Below are 19,394 nucleotides of genomic sequence, written 5' to 3'. Positions count from 1 at the left end.
GGGTTCCGGAGACGCGGCGGGTCACTCGGGCGGCACACCCGCCCAGGTCACGGGGAACCTCGCCGGGATGTAGACGAAGCCACCCTCCGGGGAGATCACCTCGGCGGTCGAGCCGTCGGTGACGGTGATCCATCCGCCGTAGGCGAGCATCAGCCAGCGGCAGTCGAGCGCATCCACGTCCGCAGGCCCCGATCCGTCGAACTCTCCGTAGTACTCGATGGTATCGCCCGGCTCCAGGGTGAACAGCCCTCCCGCGGCCCAGGCGGAGGCCCCGGCTTCCGCGAGGGAGTCGGAAACGACCGGAGCGACCGGGGAGATGATGTCGATCACGCTCATCTCCGGCGTATCGAGGCCGGCGTACTGGATCGGCCTGATCCTGGAATCACCGTCGCCGAGATCGACTCCGATGGCGGCGCCCGATTCGTTCCTCACCTGGATCCGGGTGCAGAAGACCTCCGCCTGATCGGCGGACTCGTACAGGACGCCGTTCTCCACCCAGACCGAAGCCAGTTCACCTTCGCAGACGCTCTTCCATGCCGGACCGGCACAGGCGGAGCCGCCTCAACCCTGCGAGAGGAATACCGACAGAACCAGACCGAGAACCTGCATGAGATCTCCTTCCGACTGAAGACAGCAGATACCCGGTGGGACCGGGATGGTTCCGCCGGCAGCGGGGATACCGGAGCGGGGGCATGCGCCCCCGCTCCGTACTGAGCCTATTCTATCTCGAAGGTCACCGTGACGCTCGCAGAGGTGGAGAAAGATCCCGGCGAGAAGTAGGGACCCGTTCCCATGTCGGCGCTCGCCGTAGTGATGCCGGCCGCCCTGCCGAGCTGGTCGAACTCGGTGTAGCCGCCGCCGTACTCCGAGACGTATGTGGGCTCGCCCAGCGAGACGCCCAGGCCTTCCGCGATGGCTTCGGCCCTGCTCACGGCGTCGGCCATGGCCGCCTCCCTGGCCTGAGCGAAGAGAGCAGACTGGTCCTCGACCCTGAAGGTCACGCTCGAGATGCTGTTGACGCCTGCATCGACCAGGGCGGCCAGGACGTCTCCGACCGTTGCCAGATCGCGCACGTCCGCCGTTTCGTAGTGCGAGACGTGATAGAGTATCTCCCCCGTGTACTGGTATGTCAGCGGATCGTAGACGTTCTCGATCCACAGGCTGTAGCTCTGGGTGCTGATGTCTTCCGAGGCCACACCCGCCGTACCGGCGGCCTCGATCGCGGAATTCATCATGGCAGTGGCCTCGGCCACGGCTTCGCCGGGATCCTCGGAGCTGACATCGACGCCGAAGACGATGGTCGCGACGTCGGGATCGGCTTCCGCGGTGCCGTTCCCGGTGACGGATATCTGCCGCACGATGTCGGGGGGCTCCTGCCCGCATGCGGACAGGAGAAGCGATGCGGACACCAGGGCCATGAGCACCATCGATCTCGGGGACATTGCGGCTCCTTCCGGTTGGAACCAGTATCAGGCCTTCGGCGGTGGTAAACCCGAACCTCGTACCTGTGTGTTACCCTGTCGTCCGCACGTTATTCCCCCCCGGCAGCTCCAGGGCGGTGTCAGAGGAAAAAATGTCAAGTAATCAGGTAGGCTGACTATGACCATTATCGAGATGCATCACTCATGCAAACTCTTCCACCGTGACTCTTGAACAACTCGACTGTGGCGCTATATTGCGGTTCGTCGATTATGAACATCAATAGGTGACTATTACGAATACCCTGATTACTTGACATTTTTTCCTCTGACACCGATCTCGTAGAGGGAGCGGTAGAAGCCGCGGACGGCGAGCAGCGATGCGTGGGTCCCGCGCTCCACGATGCGCCCTCCGTCCAGCACAAGCACCAGATCCGCATCCCTTATCGTAGCGAGCCTGTGCGCGATCACGATGCTGGTCCTCCCGGCCCTCAGACGGAACAGGGCCTCCTGGATCCTCCTCTCCGTCCTGGTGTCGACGCTGCTCGTGGCCTCGTCCAGCACCAGCACCGCAGGCGCCGCAAGTATGGCCCTCGAGATGGACAGGAGCTGTCTCTGCCCCTGGCTCAGGTTTGCGGCCCCCTCGGACAGGTCGGTGGCGTAGCCCATCGGGAGCTGACGTATGAAATGGTCGGCCTGGGCCAGGCGGGCCGCCTCGACGCACTCGTCGTCCGTCGCGTCGAGCCTGCCGAACCTGATGTTCTCCATGACGGTGTCGGCGAAGAGGAACGTGTCCTGCAGGACCAGCGCGAGGCTGCCGCGGAGGCAGGCGAGGTTCATCCCCCTGATGTCCCTGCCGTCCATCGAGATGACGCCCGAGTCGATCTCGTAGAACCTCGTGAGGAGGTTGGTCATCGTCGTCTTGCCCGCTCCGGTGGGGCCGACGAGAGCCACGGTGCGCCCCCTCTCCGCATGGAAGCCTATGTCGGCCAGGATCTGCGTCCCGGGGACGTAGGAGAAATCCACCGAATCGAACCGGACGTCTCCTGCGACCTCTCCTGACCAGCCCCCACCACCGGCCCCCGGTTCCGGGGCCATGTCGAGTATCTCGAAGATCCTTTCCGCGCCGGCGAGGGCCGCCTGGATCGAGTTGTACATGTTGGCGAGCTGCCGCAGCGGCTGGACGAAGTTCCGGCCGTAGGTGACGAACGCAGCGATCACGCCCACTGTCACGAGGTCCCTGAGCGCGAGCCAGCTCCCGAAGGCTGCCATGACGACGATGAAGACGTTCCCGAGCGCGTTGCTCACGGGCATCAGGAGCAGCGCGTAGCTGTTCGCCGCGACGCCCGACCGGAAGACCGCTTCGTTCCTCCTGTCGAACTCCTCCAGGACGTCGTCCTTCCTGCCGAAGGCCTCGGCTATCCTCCGGCCGGTGATAGCCTCCTCAAGCATCCCGTTCATCGAGCCGAGGTGCTTCTGGAGATCCCTGAAGCCCCGGCGGGTGTACCTCGCCACGAATCCGGTGAAGAGCAGCATCAGGGGGATGACCGCGAGGGCTGCGAGCGTGAGCTGCACATCGAGCAGGAGCATCGCCGCGAGGATCCCCCCCAGCGACAGAACGCTCGCGAGGAGCGCTGTGACGTTCTGTGAGACGGCCTGGTTTATAGCGTCTATGTCGTTGGTGAGCCTGCTCATGAGCTCTCCCGCCGGAGTCCTGTCGAAGAAGCCGACGGGGAGAACCTGCAGCCGGGCGAAGAGATCCCTCCTGAGGAGCATCAGCGATTCCTGCGAGATGACCGCCATCCTTCGGTCGGCAAGGGCATGCAGCAGGTCGGAGAGAAGGTAGGAAGCCAGCATCGCGAGGGCGATCGCACCCAGCCCTTCGATCCTGCCCGGGATGATGTACCCGTCGATCGCGATGCTCGTCAGCCACGGGCCCGCGAGCCCAAGGAGCGTGTACCCCGCCACCATGAGGAGGACGATCGCGAGAGCGCCCCTGTAGGGCCGCAGGTACCCCGCGAGCCTCGCGAGGGCGCCCTTCGGATCGCGAGCCTCCTCGATGCGCCCGGGGGCCGCGGGCCTCCTCGCCCGAAGCATGCTGCCGGCATCCGGCGTCCCGTATCCCGCGACCCGAGACCCGTGGCCCGGACTCATGCCTCCACCCCGTCCGCTTCGGGATCGCCGAGCTGAGAATCGTAGATCTCGCGGTAGAGCGGGCTCTCCGAGAGCAGGGCAGAGTGCGGGCCGGCCGCGGCGACCCTGCCCTCGTCGAGGAGCACGATCCTGTCCGCGGAGAGCACCGAACTCACGCGCTGCGCCACGACGATCCTCGTGCAGCCCGGCAGCGACGAGGCGAGCGCCTCCTGTATCCTGGCCTCGGTTTCGACATCGACCGAACTCGTGCTGTCGTCGAGCACCAGGACGCGCGGCCTCGCGAGGACGGCCCGTGCGATGGCGATCCGCTGCTTCTGCCCGCCCGAGAGATTGACCCCCCTCTCCTCCACGCGGGTCTCCCAGCCCTGCGGCAGATTCTCTATGAACTCGAGCGCGCAGGCGATGCGGGCCGCCTCGGAGGCCTCGGCGATCGAGGCCTCGGGCCTGCCGAAGACGACGTTGTCCCATACCGTGCCGGAGAAGAGGATGGACTTCTGCGGGACGACGGCCACGAACCTCCGCAGGGACGCGAGCCGGATGTCCCTCAGATCGATCCCGTCGATCAGCAGGCGGCCTTCAGTCGGATCGTAGAACCTCGGAACGAGCCCGGTCAGGGTGGTCTTCCCCGACCCCGTGGCCCCGAGGAAGCCTGTCATGCTGCCGGGCGCGATGTCGAGATCCACGCCGGTGACCGCGTCGACCGGGCTGCCGGGATACCGGAACGACACCCCTTCGAACACGATCCGCCCTGGTGCTCCGGCCGTGACGTCCACCGCCCCCGGGCGGTCCTCCACCGCCGGCATCCCGTCCAGGACGCCCAGGATCCTGCGCGACGAAGCGAGGCCGTTGGCCCAGACGTTGGAGAGGTTGGTCATCATCACGAGCGGCGTCATCGTGCTGAGCAGGTAGTTGCTGAAGGCCACGAGCTGCCCGGCGGTCATCCCGCCCCTGATCGCGTCGAGGCCTCCGGCCCACACCACCGCCACCATGCCGATGTTCACGAAAGCGGTGAGGATGGGTGAGAGAAGGGCCATGAACCTCATCACTCCCGCGGAATCGGAGGCGAAGGCCCCGTTCGCGGAGTCGAACCGGCCGTCCTCGAGGTCGTTCCTGACGAAGGCCCTGACGAGGCGCACACCCGCGATGTTCTCGTGCAGCACAGTGTTGAGCCTGTCGAGCCTCGCCTGCACCTTCCCGAAGAGCGGCTCCATCCTCGGCACGAAGAGGATGATCGCGGCAGAGGTGACGACCAGGAGGGGAAGCATGGAGAGAGCGAGACCGGAGTTGGTCCGGATCATCAGGATCAGGCTGCCCAGCATCATCAGCGGAGCCCTCGTGCCTATCCGCAGGGAGATCTGAGTGAGCCGCTGAAGGGCCGCGGTGTCGCTCGTGAGGCGGACCATGAGCTGCCCCGTGCCGGTCGAGTCGAGCTCGCGCGAGGAGAGGGACTGGATCTTGCGGAAGAGCCTGCGTCTCAGGTCCCTGGCCACGCTCTCGCCCACCCTCACCGACAGGACGTTGTTGCCCACCGCGAAGGCGGTGCCGGCGACGGACAGCGCGAGCATCAGGATCCCGGTGCGGATGACCTCGGCCTGGTCGGAGGGGGTGATGCCCCTGTCTATGAGCCGCTGGATGAGCCGGGGGATCGCCAGGTCCATCGCCACGAGGGCCGCGAGGAGGCCGAGGGCGCAGAGGGAGCGCCTCCAGTACGGCTTCACGAGCGAGAGAGGCAGTCGGATCGATTTCATCTATTCATTGCTCCAGGTTCGAAGATACACGGTCGGGCGCCGCGGGGTACCGCCTGTAACCCGGGTATGACCGGCAGCGTCTTCAACCGTGGACATCAGGATCGTTTTCGGGTACGTACCTTACGAGGAGGAGCAGATGTACGGATCTTCCTTTCGATCTCGATCCGAAGTGGTTTCCGCGATTGGCACGATCGTCGTCTGCCTTGCCGCAGGGTGCGGCACGGACGGATCGGCACCGGCGGCCCCTGCCGCGCGGACCCTTTCCATCGTCGATTCGATCGGCGTCGCTTCCGGCGATTCCGACTACGTCTTCGGCTCGATAGACAGGGTGTGTTTCGGCGAGGACGGATCCATTCTGGTCCTGGACAGGATCTCCTGCCTTGTCCGTTTGTTCGACGCGGAGGGCGGCCTGGTGCGTACGGTCGGCGGTTACGGCGAAGGTCCGGGAGAGTACATGAATCCCACGGACATGGCGATCCTCGGAGACGGCAGGATCATCGTGTGCGACATCTTCTCCGGCGGCGTGCACCTACTCGGTACCGACCTCGTCGATCAGGGCGTGCGGCTGCCCTTCTACTCGGATCCACCCTTCCAGCCCGTGGGAACCTCCGACTCCTCGTTCGTGGCCGGACAGCTCCTCGTCGAGCCGACCGCGGACGGCGTCGACGCAACCTTCCTGGTGGGGCGGTTCGACCTGTCACAGGAGGCCTCGGCGGTCTACTTCGAGAGGACCTGGGAGGCCGATCCGACCAGGTTCACCGAGATCGTAGACAACGTGATGCACTCGGCGGCATGGACCGCGGACGCCTCGGGAAACGTCTACTGCGCACCCATCTCCTTCGATTCCTACGAGATCACCGGCACGGCGCCCGACGGAACCGAGATCCTCCGCGTATCCCTCCCCGTCGAGCGGGTGCCCAGGACCCCGGAGGAGATCGCCGACGAGAAGGCGTTCATCGACAGAAGGATAGCGTCGATGGGCTCGTCTCTCGCAGTCGACTACGAACCTTCGCCCTGGAGATACCAGATCAGCCAGCTCGGGATCGACGGCGACGGCAACCTGTGGGTGCTCAGGGGGACGACGGAGACACCTACTTTCGACGTATGGGACGCCGGGGGGAACCGGCTGTACACGGTCACGGTCCCCGGGGCGGGCGAGGACGGCATCTACTGGCGGTTCGCGATCGGCGAGCAGGGCATCGCGGCCTGGTCCGACGACCCCCTCGACTACCCGAAGGTCTACCTGCTCGAGCTCCGCTGACCCCCGTCCGGTGTCAGAGTAAAAAACGTCAAAAACGCAGGGATTGTGCACAATGTGCGTATCGATTTCGAAATGCGCACATCAACGCAATCTTTTCTGATTCGACATTGCCAGGAATATGGATGAATACACATGTATGTCAGTTGCAGGATCAAAATGGTCATAAGCCGTGCACTTGCGTTTTTGACTTTTTTTACTCTGACACCGGACTCGCGGAACATGACCGGGGGATCAGGGTAGCAGCGGCATCGACCGGCGGGATGGCGCGCCGGGGTTTGCTTCGGGAGGTGACCGGTTATATTACTGGAGCGAAGGCCATTCCCTCCATTCACCCTCACCCACGACTCGGAGATCCAAATCCAATGACGATAGCGGGGTTCGTGTATTCCACGCTCCAGAGTCTCCAGGCCCCTGTGATCCGCAGATGGTACGACCATATGACCCGCATCGACCGGGACGGGAACATGCTGTTCATGAACTACGGCTGGGCCGGGCTCGACGAGCCTCGTTCCCTGCGTCTCGAACCCGAGGACGAGCCTTTCAGGTACTGCATGCAGCTCTACGACCGCGTCGCCGGTGCGGTGGACCTCGAGGGGCTGAGGGTTCTCGAGGTCGGATGCGGCAGGGGCGGGGGCGCGAGCTTCGTCCACAGGTACCACCGTCCCGTGTCCATGACGGGGCTCGACTTCGCCCCGAAGAGCGTCGAGTTCTGCATGGCGAGGCATGCGGTACCGGGGCTCTCCTTCGTCCGCGGCGACGCGGGTGCCCTGTCCTTCCCCGACGCCGAGTTCGACGCCGTCATCAACGTCGAGTCGTCGCACTGCTACCCTTCCATGAAGGCCTTCCTGGAGGGCGTGTCGAGGATCCTCAGGCCGGGCGGCCACTTCCTCTACACCGACTACCATTCGCCGGCGCAGCTCGTGGAGCTGAGAAGGATGTTCGGCGAATGCGGCCTGTCGCTGGTCGAGGAGGAGGACATCAGTGCAAACGTCCTGAGGGCGCTGGAGCTCGACAACGACAGGAAGAAGGCCCTCATAACGAAGCTCGTCCCCAGGGGCCTGAGACACATGTTCTGCGAGTTCGCCGGGATGGAGGGGACGCACACCTTCAACCGCAGCTTCCGCACAGGCGATCGCATCTACTCGCGCTTCGTCCTCAGGAAGCCCGCGCCCGAATCCGTGGAAGACGCAGAGATCAGGGAACTCCAGCCCGCCGGAGTCTGAGGCGGGAGGCCGGACAGGCGGCCGACCGGGCGGGAGCGGTCAGCCTCCGCCCTCGCCGCAGGATTCCGCGGTCTGCGCCGCAAGTTCCGACCATGCCGGCATGGACAGCATGTAGTGGCGGACTCTGCCCTCCGCTACTTCCCGCGTGATCCCGGGCTGCCAGTGCATGAACCAGTTCGTGAGCACCCCGCGAACCTCGTCCGCCGTGCGGAGTCTGCCCTCGGAGTCCGAACACCAGCGGCAGTACCGGTCCGACGGCCCCCTGTTGTGCTCGTCCAGCAGGGATGACATGCAGGACCGGCAGAAAGCCCCCTCGGCAAGCTCCTCGCTGCCCGCGAGCCCGGGGGCCGTGGCGCCGGTGCTCACCAGGTAGTTCCTGAGGGAATCCTCGAGCTGCCTCCTGGCGCTCGCCACCGTCCCGCTCCCACCGTTCGACGGGCCGAGCAGGGCGAGCATGAAGCCCGCCAGATCGTCGAAATGCCCGTTTCCTCCCTGCTCCCGTGGTCGAACCCGCGCGCCATCGCCGGCGGCCTCGGAGCGGATGATCCCTTCGATCCTCGCGTCGATCGGAAGGCCCGTGGAGCGGACGAGTTCGAACGCGTCCAGCCCCAGGCCGCACGCGATCCTCGTGATCGTGCGCGCCCACGAACCGGTGATGTAGGACGACTGCGGGAGGGAAAGGTCCGGGACGTCACCGTCCGTGAGGATCCGCTGGAGCGTGTGCGTGGAGACCCTCAGGGATTCCGCCATCCTCCTGCGCGATCCCGTCGACTCGTCCGCTGCGGACAGGACATTGTAGATCCTGTCGAACCCGCGTGGCAATCCCCTGGGTTTCTCCATCAGACCTCCGTTTTCAGCAATATCATATCAGAGCAGCCCGAGCTGGTAAAGCGCTTCTCGATTGCGTCACAGCACCCGGTGCGGTGGTTGTTGACAATGGCGGTCCGACCTCCGATGTTTCCAGCAACGCAGACTGTTGCTGAAAATAGGAGGGAACCATGTTCACTTTCATGCTCTCGTGCCTGCTCGCTGCGGCCTGTACCGCATCCTCCGAGGTGGTCACGCTCACTCCGGTGAAGGATGCCTACATCTGCGACTGCAAGCCCGACTCCACGAATCCCAACGGCGGGCCGACACACATCTACTTCGGCAGGTACGGGTCGTGCTACGACCGGACACTCATCGAGTGGGACCTCTCGGCGATCCCTGCGGGCGCGACCATCGAGTCCGCCGTCATGAGGTTCTACTGCTTCGGCTTCTACGGCGCTCAGTCCGGACAGCCCGTCTTCTATCTGGTCGACGAGTCCTGGAGCGAAGAAACCGTGACCTTCAACACCCAGCCGGACTACGGGACGACTCCGTCCGCCGCGGGCGCATGGCCGGCGGCCCACACATGGTTCGAACAGGACGTCACCGCATTCGTGCAGGCCTGGACAGGAGGCTCGCATCCCAACCACGGGGTGTACTGCACATCCACGGGGACGACGGCCACATGCGTCCCGGGCTTCTGGTCGAAGGATTCGGGAGACGAATCGGTCTGGCCTCAACTCGTCGTGACCTACTCCATGGCAGATCTCGACGGGGAGACGTGGGCGGGGATCAAAGCCGCGGAGTAGGGCGGAGGGCGGCCGGGGCCCCGTGCCGGTTCCCGGCCGTCTTCGTCAGAGCTTGAGGACCTGGCAGACCGAACCGGCCCCGGGGACCGCGATCCTGCACAGGTAGACCCCGGGAGGAACTGCCTCCCCGGATGCGCCTGCACCGTCCCAGGGAACCTCGTGCTCTCCGGCGCAGTACGCGGCATCTTCGAGAACCTCCACGACCTCCCTGCCGTACACGTCGTACACCGTCAGATCGACTTCGGCGGGAGCGGAGAGGGTGAAGACGATCCCGACCGATCCGGAGAACGGGTTGGGCGACGCGGCAGCCGCGACGAGCGAGGGGGCCTCGCCCGGATACTCTATGCCGGTGGGCTCGTAGATCATCAGCACATACTCGGGATGGTCGATGAAGGGATTCCTGTTCTCCTGAATGGCGTAGACGGCCTCGTTGCGGTCGAGCTCCTTCGCGCCCACCGGGTCGGACAGATGCCAGGCGATGAGCATGCCCTCGGCCCATTCGAGGAGCTGGGATCCGCTGGTCATGGGGCTGCCGGGCCATCCCGCGTCCTCGGTGTAGTACCGGGTCGCCATGTAGAAGTAGTTGCGCGCGAAATCCCCCTTGAAGGCATCGATCGGCTCGAAGACCGTGCCCGAGTAGCCCGGCCACGAGCACGGCCCGAGCCGGCTGCCGTTCATCGAGGTCCAGGCGGGCGAGGCTACTTCTCCGAAGGGGTAGCTGCCCCTGCGGTTGTTCACGTAGATGTCGGTGGGGACGATGTGGAAGAGATCCGTGTTCATCGGGGCCTGGTCGCCGAACCAGCTCTTGGGCCAGGAATGCTCACGGTTGTAGCCCTGCCCCTCGGCGCTGGCCGATCCGCCCTCGTCCTCGCCGAAAGTGTAGAGATAGGGAGGAGTGCCGCCGGGGATGTCGGAGTACATGTCCCAGACGTATCCGTCGGGCCTGTCGTCGGTGGTGTAGAAGGCCAGCCATATGGCGTCGTAGCTGATGGACTCGTGGTCGTCGATTATGCCGTGCAGCGCGGCCTGCAGCGCCAGCCCGGAGAGGCCGGCGGCCGGGTCGTAGTAGCCTGCCGGTATGCCGGCGAAGGCCGTTCCCGCCAGGACGGCGGCGACGGCCATCAGGGCCGGGGCATGGCGTACTCTCATCGACAGCCTCTCCATCGAAGGCTCCGGCGGACGAGCCTTGCGTCTGATGAATCCCCGCATGGCCCGGCCGGTTCCGCGCCCCTCACTCGTCCGTGATCCCCGGCTCCGGGCGGGGGTAGCGCGAAGCCAGGGACTCGAAGTCCTCCCGCCACAGCAGGAACTCGTATTCCAGCATTTCGTCCGTGATCCCGGGATATCCATCCGGAGCGACGGAATCGGGCTCGCATGCCGGGAGCCATGATACGGTTCCGTCGGGAGCGGCGCCTCTTGCGATGAAAGCGAAGCATTCGCCGGGGAGCATGAATTCGCCGTCGCTCTCCATCCCGTCCCTGATCCCCGTCCTGAACGAGTCGAAGCTCACGCCGCCGGTCTCCAGGAGACCCGTCGCGTCCACGAGATATCCCGTCAGCGGGGCTTCGATCCGATGGACCTCGCACACGAGCACGTCGGTCGCACCCATCGAGAGCAGATGTTCGACAGCGATCCGGGCGGCCTCCATCGGAGCCAGGATCGTCGTCTCCATGCCCTCGACACTGGCCGGACCATCGGCGATCACCGCCAGCGGGTGAAGCATGCCAGCTCCCTCCGGGGACTCGACACCGTTCGCAGACAGCATCGAAACGATCGCCGGAAGCATGACCGGGGCCAGGTTCATCGTCGTTCCTCCTAGTCCATGACACGACAGCCACCCGATCATTCCGGCGGGCACGGCCCGGGTCAATGAACGCCTGCAGGGCATGGCTTCCGGCGGTTGAACCGGCTAGAATCCATATGAACCGGGGTATCGGCATCGTCCGGCTGCCGGAAAGGGACCGCAGATGCCTTGTGGAGGCCCCGGGCTCAGTCGGACTCCTTCAGGAGGGAAGGAAATGGGCGAGAAGGGGAAGAAGGACAAGGCCAAGGCTCAGAAGCAGACCGAGACCAAGCAGGCGAAATCGGCCAAGCAGAAGCAGGACAAGCAGGCGCCCAAGGCAGCCAAGTCCTGACGATCTCGCGGGATCGCCCGGGGAGACCGGATGCCCCGTCGTTCCGACCGGCATGGAGCAGCGACAGTGCCTCTCGCCGGCGGGGCTCCGGGACTCCTTTCCGGGAAGGGGGTCGAGACGGTCGGCCGGGAAGCGGAACAAGGAGGATAAGATGCCCGAGGTCCACCTCGTCCTGTCCATCCCCCAGGGAGTCATAACCGCCACCTCCCTCGGGATCGAGGGGCTGGCGCTCCATAGCAGCCCGGGGTCGGGAAAGCACTTCAGGGGTCGGAAACTCTTCGTGGAACTGGCGACGTCGAACGGCAGGCCCGATTTCTCGTATCTCGACGAGGGGGGATGGCGCGACGCCGCCGGCGACACCTCGAGCGCGCTCGCGGCTGCGGAGGCGGGCAAGCGCACCAAGACGGCCCTCTCCAACAACGCCTTCTCCTGCACGCCTATCGAAGCCTACAGGCGGATCTGGCTGGTGAAGACCGGCGGCGAGGTGATGCCTCTCGAGCCGGGCCGCAATCTCCACACCTTCGCATCGCACTCCTGCCACGAGGCTATGTCGCCGGCCCAGGTGGCCGTTGCGGCGGGATGCCCCGATCATGTCGGGAAGACCCACATCTATCTCGTCATGTGCCCGATCCAGCTGCTTCTCGTCTCCAACCTCACCCCGGTCGAGTACGCGTGGTATGCGACACACAGGCCCGGGAAGGTCTTCCGCCAGGTGGTGTTCACGGAACTCGAGCCGGAGCGGACGCACCTATCTGCCCAGAGCCGCCTGACGAGCGCCCTGATCGATCTGGACAGGCAGCCCGACAAGAAGACCAAGACGATCGTCTCGGAGGATTGCATCAACGAGGTGCCGTTCTTCGCGTGGTCGGGCTACGAGAGCAGCCAGGACGGCCTCTTCCTGGCGGACAGGGAGCACGTCTCGCTGTGGCCCTTCCCCGGCGAGATCCCGGTGGCCTGGGATCACGTCACGGGCTGACGGGTCGGACTGCGACATCGCAGGATATCCAGGCGTCTCGCAATTGCACCTGTTGCCGTGCCGGCGACGCGGGATCGTGCCGGGTGTCCCTGCACGGATCAGGAAACATGCAGCATCGGAACCGCTCCCGGCTTCTGATGGATACTTGAGATCGTTCTCCGTATTCGCATCGATCCTGCTCGGTATCCTCCCGGGCTGTTCCCGGCCGCCCGAGGAGATCTTCCGGACAACCGTCGAGATGACCATCGACGGCAACGATCCCGGCGCTATTTTCACTCCCGCCGGGCTCTGCGTCGATGACTCCGGGCGCGTGCTCGTCCTCGACCGCTACATGGGTCAGGTCGACATCTTCAACCCGGATGGTTCGTTCGTTGCCTCGTTCGGAGGATGGGGCGAGGGGCCGGGCAGGCTGTCCTGGCTGTTCTTCAACTTCTGCGTCGACGATGCGGGCAACGTCTACCTCATAGACGAAAGACGCATCATAGAGGTCTTCGACCGGAACGGCTCCTTCGCCCGGAGTATGGACCCCGACGAACCACCCGGCTTCTGGCAGATATTCGACATCGCCGTCTCGGATTCCATCATCGTCCTGAACTGCACGTCGCCTCTCGCCGAGGACTCATGGAACGCCATCACCGTAACCGGGACGGACGGACGGATCCTTCGCCGCTTCGGGGGGACAGCCTCCGATCTCGATGGCATGCCGCCAGCGCTCGTCGACTTCTATCGATCCTGTACGATCGACATCGACGATGAAGGCAGCATCTACTACACCAGCATCATGGACTATGCGGTCTGCAAGTACACCGCCGAGGGTGCGCTCGTCTTCGGATCGGTCCCGGAGTCGAGCCCGGAGCCTGTTGTGGATATCCCCGACCCCGACGAGTTTCGTGGCGTCAGCCTGGTCAGGCCGGCAGTCTGGGATCTCTGCGTGGCCGGCGGAATGGTCTTCGTCGTCCGGGGAGAGCCGGACGAGGCTCGCGGTTCTCGCGTGGACGTGTTCTCGGCGGAAACCGGGGAATTCCTGGGCTTCCTGTACACCGGGGTTCCTGCAGGAGGCATGCCCTACTGCATCCGCGTCAGCGGCGGCAGCCTCTATACCGCCGATGCAGACGGCGCAATCGTCTACAAGCTGGCACTCGGCCGCCTCTGACCCGCGGGGTATGGAGGTTCAGGGACCGGGCCTGCATGCTGCGGCGCAGAGACCGGGAGGACGGGATCGTCCGATGGCTTCTCCGGACTTCTACCTGATGTATCCGAGATCCCTGAGCTGGTCCGTCACCGCGCTGCTCCAGGGGACCGCCGCGGGCTGGCCGTCGGGCGGGGTCGCCCAGTAGTACAGCACCTCCTGCAGCAGCGTGTCATCGGGAGGCAGGGGGGCATTCTCCCCGGGGTCGGAAGCCTGATCGAACATCACGGCTTCTCCGGTGTCCGAGTTCCAGATGACCTTCCTGGCGGCCTGCCTGACGCAGGCCTCCCTGCTCTCTCCGCCTCCGAGCCCGCTTGCGGCGAGGATCCTCTCCGGGTCGTGGTCGGGCAGGAGCAGGCTTCTTCCCGGCATGATCTCCGGAGCCTGGACATCCGCGGCGGCCAGGATCGTCGGGGCCACGTCGATCGTGCCGACCAGGCCTTCGACGACCTGACGGGATGGGACGCCGCAACCGGAGATGATCAGCGGCACATCGAGCAGTTCGGCGTGGAGCGAATGCCCGTGGGTGTACCTGCCGTGCTCGCCGAACTCCTCCCCGTGATCTCCTATGACGATGACGAGAGTGCTGCCGCCGTACCCTGATGCCCGCAGACCGCCCAGCAGCCTGCCTATCTCCGCATCCGTGTACGCAAGTTCGCCGTCGTAGAGGTTTACCAGGTTGCGAGCCCCGGCCGAGTCGACGACTACCGCCCCCGAATTCGCATCGAACATGTCGGCCATCACCCCCCAGTCACGGTCGAAGAGCCCCGAATAGTCCGGGTCCGCGTAGAGGGTGTCGTAGGGTGATGGAGGGTCGTACGTGGCATGAGGATCGAAGAAGTGGACCGCTGCGAAGAAAGGTGCTTCCTCGCCGTCCCTGGTCGCGAGCCAGGCGAGGAATGCATCGACGGTCTCACCGGCGGACCTGCTCTGCGTGACCTCCTCGAGACCGCGGCAGTCGAAGTGCTCGAATCCCCTGTGGAAGCCGAAATGCTCGCTCATGTAGATCACGTTGAAGAATGCCGCGGTCCCGTAGCCGCTCCTGGCCAGAAGCTCCGGCAGGTAGGGGAGTCCGGGGTCCACCCCGTAGAAGACGCCGTCGCTGAGCCGGGCCTTGTGGGATCTCTCGGTGAGGCCGGTGAAGATCGTAGCCATCGAGGGAAGAGTCCAGGGGCTGCCGCTCATGGCCCGCTCGAACCTGGTCCCTGCTTCAGCCAGGCTGTCGAGGCTGGGGGTCGTCCCCCTCCCGTACCCGTAGCAGCTCAGGTGGTCGGCCCTGGTAGTGTCGAGGAGGATCAGGAGGATGTTCGGCCTGGCATCCCTTCCGCAACCCGTCATCAGGAGCAGGATCGCCAGGGCGAGCAGGAGATCGCATGCACGGATCAGGCTCGCAGTTCGCGAAAGCCCTGCACATTCCGGCCTGGTCTGGTCCATCGTTCTCCCGGGGGGTTCGGGCGGTTCGTCGTCGGAAGACTCGACAGCCGCGGGTTCGTCGGGACGTTTATACCGGCGCCTTGCCCAGGGGGTCAACGATTCTCCGACCTGCAGAGGACTTGTGGACATGACAGGATTCGCCCTGTCGGATCATCCCCCCCCGGTGACAACCCCGTGGGAGGCTCACCCGATCCCGGGGGCACCCGGATTCAGCGGGACCAGGTGCCTGTCCCCTTGAGCTCGGTCCAGCAGTACGGGGCTGCCGGATCCGAGCAGTCCCACCATCTCCAGATGTGGAAGATCCCTGCGGAATCCGGTCTCAGGAGTAACTCCTGCATTCCATAAGCGGACAGCGACTCGGCTGGGACCAGAGACGTATAGATGACTAGATTGAAGCCTCTCGAGAGCTGCAGGGTCGTGCCGGTGGAATCCCCGGACCAGAGAGATTCGGAACTGCCTACCAAAGACAACTCGACGAGGTCAACTGATTCGAACATGGCTTCCGTCATGGCCAGTTCGACATCGACACCCCAGCAGCTGTCGGGCAGGCCGTCTCCGTCATAGTCGGCCCAGAACTCCTCGGGCATGAAGAACTCGAAGTCCTCGGAGAAGCAATCGAAGTAGACATCGATATCTCTGGCAGTATAGGAGTACTGCAGGTTCGCCATCACCTTCCAGGCGCTGTCGGGATCCTGGTAATACATCAGGGAGTCAGGGCCAGGGACGTACGTGATCGGGTTCCAGCCGCATGCCACAATCGAACAGCAGCATGCCATCATCATCATCCTGGTCATCAATGTCCTCTTCCTCGACAAGGGATGACACGACCACGTCGGTAAACGCTCCTTGATCCCCGTGATGATCATTCAGAGCTCGAGATGACGACGATCCTCTGCATGGCCGAGACCTGGCCGCACCTGGAGACGACGAAGTACATCCCGCAGGGCTGCCCGCTCAGATCCAGCTCGAACACGTGTAACCCCGAAGGCAGCATGCCTGTGTATGAACTCACAACCCTTCTGCCCGAGGAGTCCGTCACCCAGAGGTCGACCATGCCGTTCGACGGCAGGTCGAGTGAAGCGATACAGAAACTCGATGCCGGATTGGGCGAGACGTGGAGTGCCGGCCTGCCGGGACCGCTCGATTGTCCTTCCTCCTGGCCGATCCCCGTCATCCGATTCGTCCAGTAGACCGACAGTGGCCCTCCGAAGGCGCCCATGTCGTTCCTGATCAGCCCGAGGGAGGGCCAGAGGGGGTATCCAGGGCTGCCCGTGTCCTCGAAGTCGCGACAAGCGACTGAGGGATCCCCTGTATCGATGCATGGTGAAGAACCGGCTTCGAGGTGATAGAGTGACAGCGGACCCGGTTCGAACACCGGGTACTGATCCAGCATCCCCAGGCCCCAGTCGAGGGTGCTGCCCGTCCAGACATATATGCCGGTCTGCTCCCCCTCGATATCGCTGTAGTCGACATCCAGGACAGATGCCGGTGTGGCGCTGCGGAGGGATATCTCAGGGCCACTGACGGACGCCTCGTTGTCCCAAAGGATGCAGTTGCGGAGCTCGACGGCCCTGGCGCAGTCGATACCCCCCCCGAAGGTGCCCGAGTTCCCGACTATCGTGTTGTTGACGATATGTACCGCAAGTCCGCCTGAAGTTCCGGAGCAATTGATGCCTCCGCCGCTTCCCTCCGCGAGATTCGAACAGATCACGTTGTTCATGATGATCGTCTCACCGAAGACGCACCAGATCCCGCCGCCCTCTCCGCCGGCGCCACCCTGGGCGATATTGTCAGAGATGACGTTCGCAACGATCATGGGGGCGCCCTGGTAGGAATAGATCCCGCCCCTCTCCCCGATGCCGGTATAGAACTCCATCAGTTCGTTCCCCGTGATGATGTTGCCCCGTATCGTCGGGGAGGATTCGAGGCACAGGATGCCCCCGCCGCAGATGGGTCCATACAGGTATGTGCCCTGCCCACCTGTGATGGTGAAACCCTGGATGACCGCGCTGCGCGTTTCCCCGTTCTCGAAGGTGACGGTACTGGAATAGTTGGCGTCGGATCCGTCACCCTGGGGAGAGCCGTCTATGACGGTGTCAGCTGGCCCGGAGAGGGAGAGAAGAACGACGTCCTTACCGATGAAATCTATCCACTCATGGTATGTGCCCGGCCAGACGAGTATCGAGTCTCCATCCGAAGCGGCAACGATCGCATCCTGGATCGTCGGCTGCTGGGAGGGCACACGGATTGTGCCTGCATGGACCGACATGGGCAGCAGGAGCACAAGAAGAGGTAGAGGCGACCGGCTTTTCGCTGTGCTCATGACCCCTCTCCAGAGTGGTTTCTGGTTCGATTCAACGGCACTATTCGTATGATCGGATCCTCCGTCTCCGAACGAGGATGAGGGAGGAACTCGAGAGCCAATGCTCGCGGTCTCACTTCCACGGGACATCTGACGATCCGATCTCCTCGAGAAGGCGATCTACTCCTCCGCGACGAGCTCCAGCCGATAGACCAGAGGGTACCGGTCCGGCTGGTATGGACGGGCCAGACAGCCATTTTCGCTGATCTTCAGATTCCATGTAAAGCAACTCAGCCATTGAGGGGGAGTGAAGGTAGCGGTGAACAGGTCTTCCCCGTCGAGCGTCATCACATCATAGACGATCTCCCGGTAACCGCCCCGCTTGACCCAGACCCTGTCCTGACTGTCCACCTGGATCTCGGAGATCGCCGGAAGGTATTCATCAGGCTGCCAGTTGAAGCCATCCAGGGTTCCCATGCCGTTCAGATACCTCTGTCTGGCGAGCTCCATCTCGTCGGAGAGCTGCTCGTCGCTCTTCCTGACCGGTTCATAGTCGCGTTCGATCGAGCCGAGAAGCTGCCCGCTCTGATCGAACTGGACAATTCTCCATTCCTCGGTTGCCCTGTTGGCAACGAGAATAGATCCGTCCGGAGCAGTTGTGAAAACCATCGCAGTGTTTGTCTGCCATGCGAAGTCAGGATCATATGGTGCAGTTCTCCTCGTTATGGTAATAGAGCTGTCGCCGCTCAACAGAAGAATCGTGTTGGATACCGAATCCCCGGCAGCGGACAGAATGGAGAAATTCGCGGCGTAGGATGTATCCGCAAGTGGATAGACCTTGTAGGGGCCGAGTCGGTTCGATTCATAGAAGAGGTGTTCATCGAGGAGGTTCATCCGGCTGTCATAAAGGCAGATCTTCCTCTCTTCCTGTCCGAAGACCATGAATCCTCCGCCGGGCAGTGTCTTCAGGAATGTCGGTGAGTTGAACTCTCCCGGGCCCTGGCCCTGGATGGAGACAGAGCTGCGGAACTCCCCGGTGGAGTCGAAGAAGCTGACTCTGCAGTTCACTCCGTCTAGGACTACGATCCCGCCTTCGGAGGTGAAGTCGGCAGAGGTGGCATCTCCGAAGACATAGCAGGAATCACCCGATTCGATTCCGATCGAATCCATTGCAACAAGCCTGTATGTTGTGATTTCACGGCTTCCCGGGAGTGTTCCCGTTGTCGATGATCCACCCCGGCAACTGATGCAGCAGGCTGCAGCACAAAGGCATACAACTCCCGTGAGCGCCTTCAACGAGCACCTCCGGAAAGAGCATTTGTTTCGATATAGCTGGAGCAGCGGATGTCCGTCCAGAACCCACTACTCATGCTCGTATCTCTTGAGTTGCCATATGCGCGTGAGGCCGGTTCCCGAGAGCTCCCGATCCGCCTCGGAACCGCGAGTCTCAGAATCGGCTTCACAGAACCGGCGGGCAGCATCACGAATAGGCTGTCGCAGAAAACCCGCGGGAATGCGTGCTCTATCTCCTGCTTGAGGGAGAGCTGGTGGCTCTTCGGGCTCGTCTGGGGAAGTACGCGGCGTCAGGGAACCGCGGATCCTGCCCCCATGAAAGAAAAGCCCCCGGCAGGATCTGCCGGGGGCAATACTGGTTGCGGGGGCCGTCTACGGCGAGATGCACCAAATCGTCGAAAGGCTTCTCGTGAAGCGCATCAGCCTGCCCACGATGGGCAGACATAAGAGTAGGGTTGCCACAACAGGCTGACAAGAGCTATTTATGTTTAGCCCTTGCTTTTCCGCCAATTCTGTCCTTAGCTTTTTCCTGTTTTGCTCCATTCTTCTCTTTCGGAAGGACGTTTTCCAGGAGCCTTGGGTAGCGCTTCAAGGTACGAGCAATTCGTCTATCTAGGTCAGGGTTTTTTAATTTAGCCCCTGTTC

At 63.6% G+C, this 19,394-nt stretch carries 16 protein-coding genes; 5 read left to right on the top strand and 11 right to left on the bottom strand.

Features of this window, described 5'->3' with window-relative positions; all coding sequences use genetic code 11:
• Window positions 1–21: 21 nt before the first annotated feature.
• From QUS11_07460 to QUS11_07445, 4 genes are all read right to left on the bottom strand, one after another.
• Complete coding sequence (locus QUS11_07460; GenBank protein MDM7993137.1) at window positions 22–495, bottom strand: hypothetical protein; 474 nt, start codon at window positions 493–495, stop codon at window positions 22–24.
• A gap of 221 nt (window positions 496–716) precedes the next feature.
• Complete coding sequence (locus QUS11_07455; protein ID MDM7993136.1) at window positions 717–1,442, bottom strand: SIMPL domain-containing protein; 726 nt, start codon at window positions 1,440–1,442, stop codon at window positions 717–719.
• A gap of 285 nt (window positions 1,443–1,727) precedes the next feature.
• Window positions 1,728–3,515 carry an ABC transporter ATP-binding protein gene (locus QUS11_07450; GenBank protein MDM7993135.1) on the bottom strand — a complete coding sequence of 596 codons (1,788 nt, stop codon included), beginning with the start codon at window positions 3,513–3,515 and terminating at the stop codon, window positions 1,728–1,730.
• 53 nt (window positions 3,516–3,568) lie between these two features.
• Window positions 3,569–5,320: an ABC transporter ATP-binding protein gene (locus QUS11_07445; GenBank protein MDM7993134.1), complete on the bottom strand. Its 1,752-nt coding sequence runs from the start codon at window positions 5,318–5,320 to the stop codon at window positions 3,569–3,571.
• 169 nt (window positions 5,321–5,489) lie between these two features.
• Between QUS11_07445 and QUS11_07440 the strand changes: the two genes are divergently transcribed.
• Together QUS11_07440 and QUS11_07435 are read left to right on the top strand one after the other, a co-directional pair.
• Complete coding sequence (locus tag QUS11_07440; GenBank protein ID MDM7993133.1) at window positions 5,490–6,581, top strand: 6-bladed beta-propeller; 1,092 nt, start codon at window positions 5,490–5,492, stop codon at window positions 6,579–6,581.
• Window positions 6,582–6,943: 362 nt separating this feature from the next.
• Complete coding sequence (locus QUS11_07435) at window positions 6,944–7,804, top strand: class I SAM-dependent methyltransferase (GenBank protein MDM7993132.1); 861 nt, start codon at window positions 6,944–6,946, stop codon at window positions 7,802–7,804.
• A 39-nt stretch (window positions 7,805–7,843) separates the two neighbouring features.
• On the opposite strand, the gene QUS11_07430 is transcribed toward QUS11_07435, so the two are convergent.
• Entirely contained in the window at window positions 7,844–8,644 is an 801-nt protein-coding gene (locus QUS11_07430) for a hypothetical protein (GenBank protein MDM7993131.1), read from the bottom strand.
• Between the two features lie 158 nt (window positions 8,645–8,802).
• Between QUS11_07430 and QUS11_07425 the strand changes: the two genes are divergently transcribed.
• Window positions 8,803–9,420, top strand: a complete 618-nt coding sequence (locus QUS11_07425) for a DNRLRE domain-containing protein (protein ID MDM7993130.1) — start codon at window positions 8,803–8,805, stop codon at window positions 9,418–9,420.
• Window positions 9,421–9,465: 45 nt separating this feature from the next.
• On the opposite strand, the gene QUS11_07420 is transcribed toward QUS11_07425, so the two are convergent.
• On the bottom strand, window positions 9,466–10,569 hold the full coding sequence (locus QUS11_07420; protein MDM7993129.1) for an endonuclease: 1,104 nt from the start codon (window positions 10,567–10,569) through the stop codon (window positions 9,466–9,468).
• A gap of 82 nt (window positions 10,570–10,651) precedes the next feature.
• Complete coding sequence (locus tag QUS11_07415; protein MDM7993128.1) at window positions 10,652–11,224, bottom strand: hypothetical protein; 573 nt, start codon at window positions 11,222–11,224, stop codon at window positions 10,652–10,654.
• Window positions 11,225–11,706: 482 nt separating this feature from the next.
• Here QUS11_07415 and QUS11_07410 point away from each other — a divergent pair, with 482 nt between their 5' ends.
• Together QUS11_07410 and QUS11_07405 are read left to right on the top strand one after the other, a co-directional pair.
• Window positions 11,707–12,531 carry a hypothetical protein gene (locus QUS11_07410; GenBank protein ID MDM7993127.1) on the top strand — a complete coding sequence of 275 codons (825 nt, stop codon included), beginning with the start codon at window positions 11,707–11,709 and terminating at the stop codon, window positions 12,529–12,531.
• 145 nt (window positions 12,532–12,676) lie between these two features.
• Complete coding sequence (locus tag QUS11_07405) at window positions 12,677–13,684, top strand: 6-bladed beta-propeller (GenBank protein MDM7993126.1); 1,008 nt, start codon at window positions 12,677–12,679, stop codon at window positions 13,682–13,684.
• A 90-nt stretch (window positions 13,685–13,774) separates the two neighbouring features.
• Here QUS11_07405 and QUS11_07400 read toward each other — a convergent pair whose 3' ends face one another.
• From QUS11_07400 to QUS11_07385, 4 genes are all read right to left on the bottom strand, one after another.
• Entirely contained in the window at window positions 13,775–15,250 is a 1,476-nt protein-coding gene (locus QUS11_07400) for a sulfatase (GenBank protein ID MDM7993125.1), read from the bottom strand.
• A gap of 113 nt (window positions 15,251–15,363) precedes the next feature.
• A complete protein-coding gene (locus QUS11_07395; protein ID MDM7993124.1) occupies window positions 15,364–15,948 on the bottom strand; it encodes a hypothetical protein in 585 nt (194 codons plus the stop codon).
• Between the two features lie 68 nt (window positions 15,949–16,016).
• Window positions 16,017–17,477 carry a hypothetical protein gene (locus QUS11_07390; protein MDM7993123.1) on the bottom strand — a complete coding sequence of 487 codons (1,461 nt, stop codon included), beginning with the start codon at window positions 17,475–17,477 and terminating at the stop codon, window positions 16,017–16,019.
• A 159-nt stretch (window positions 17,478–17,636) separates the two neighbouring features.
• A complete protein-coding gene (locus QUS11_07385) occupies window positions 17,637–18,752 on the bottom strand; it encodes a hypothetical protein (protein ID MDM7993122.1) in 1,116 nt (371 codons plus the stop codon).
• Window positions 18,753–19,394: the final 642 nt, after the last annotated feature.

Origin of the sequence: Candidatus Fermentibacter sp., assembly GCA_030373045.1 — a bacterium.
Classification (GTDB): Bacteria; Fermentibacterota; Fermentibacteria; order Fermentibacterales; family Fermentibacteraceae; genus Fermentibacter.
Note: the sequence above shows the minus strand (reverse complement) of the source record. Positions and strands in the feature narration are given on the sequence as shown.

What these genes read in the sequence shown, in the direction of transcription:
- QUS11_07455 (MDM7993136.1), bottom strand. Translation starts at nt 1,442, where the DNA reads ATGTCCCCGAGATCGATGGTGCTCATGGCCCTGGTGTCCGCATCGCTT.
- QUS11_07450 (MDM7993135.1), bottom strand. Translation starts at nt 3,515, where the DNA reads ATGCTTCGGGCGAGGAGGCCCGCGGCCCCCGGGCGCATCGAGGAGGCT.
- QUS11_07445 (MDM7993134.1), bottom strand. Translation starts at nt 5,320, where the DNA reads ATGAAATCGATCCGACTGCCTCTCTCGCTCGTGAAGCCGTACTGGAGG.
- QUS11_07435 (MDM7993132.1), top strand. Translation starts at nt 6,944, where the DNA reads ATGACGATAGCGGGGTTCGTGTATTCCACGCTCCAGAGTCTCCAGGCC.
- QUS11_07430 (MDM7993131.1), bottom strand. Translation starts at nt 8,644, where the DNA reads ATGGAGAAACCCAGGGGATTGCCACGCGGGTTCGACAGGATCTACAAT.
- QUS11_07425 (MDM7993130.1), top strand. Translation starts at nt 8,803, where the DNA reads ATGTTCACTTTCATGCTCTCGTGCCTGCTCGCTGCGGCCTGTACCGCA.
- QUS11_07420 (MDM7993129.1), bottom strand. Translation starts at nt 10,569, where the DNA reads ATGAGAGTACGCCATGCCCCGGCCCTGATGGCCGTCGCCGCCGTCCTG.
- QUS11_07415 (MDM7993128.1), bottom strand. Translation starts at nt 11,224, where the DNA reads ATGAACCTGGCCCCGGTCATGCTTCCGGCGATCGTTTCGATGCTGTCT.
- QUS11_07410 (MDM7993127.1), top strand. Translation starts at nt 11,707, where the DNA reads ATGCCCGAGGTCCACCTCGTCCTGTCCATCCCCCAGGGAGTCATAACC.
- QUS11_07395 (MDM7993124.1), bottom strand. Translation starts at nt 15,948, where the DNA reads ATGACCAGGATGATGATGATGGCATGCTGCTGTTCGATTGTGGCATGC.
- QUS11_07390 (MDM7993123.1), bottom strand. Translation starts at nt 17,477, where the DNA reads ATGAGCACAGCGAAAAGCCGGTCGCCTCTACCTCTTCTTGTGCTCCTG.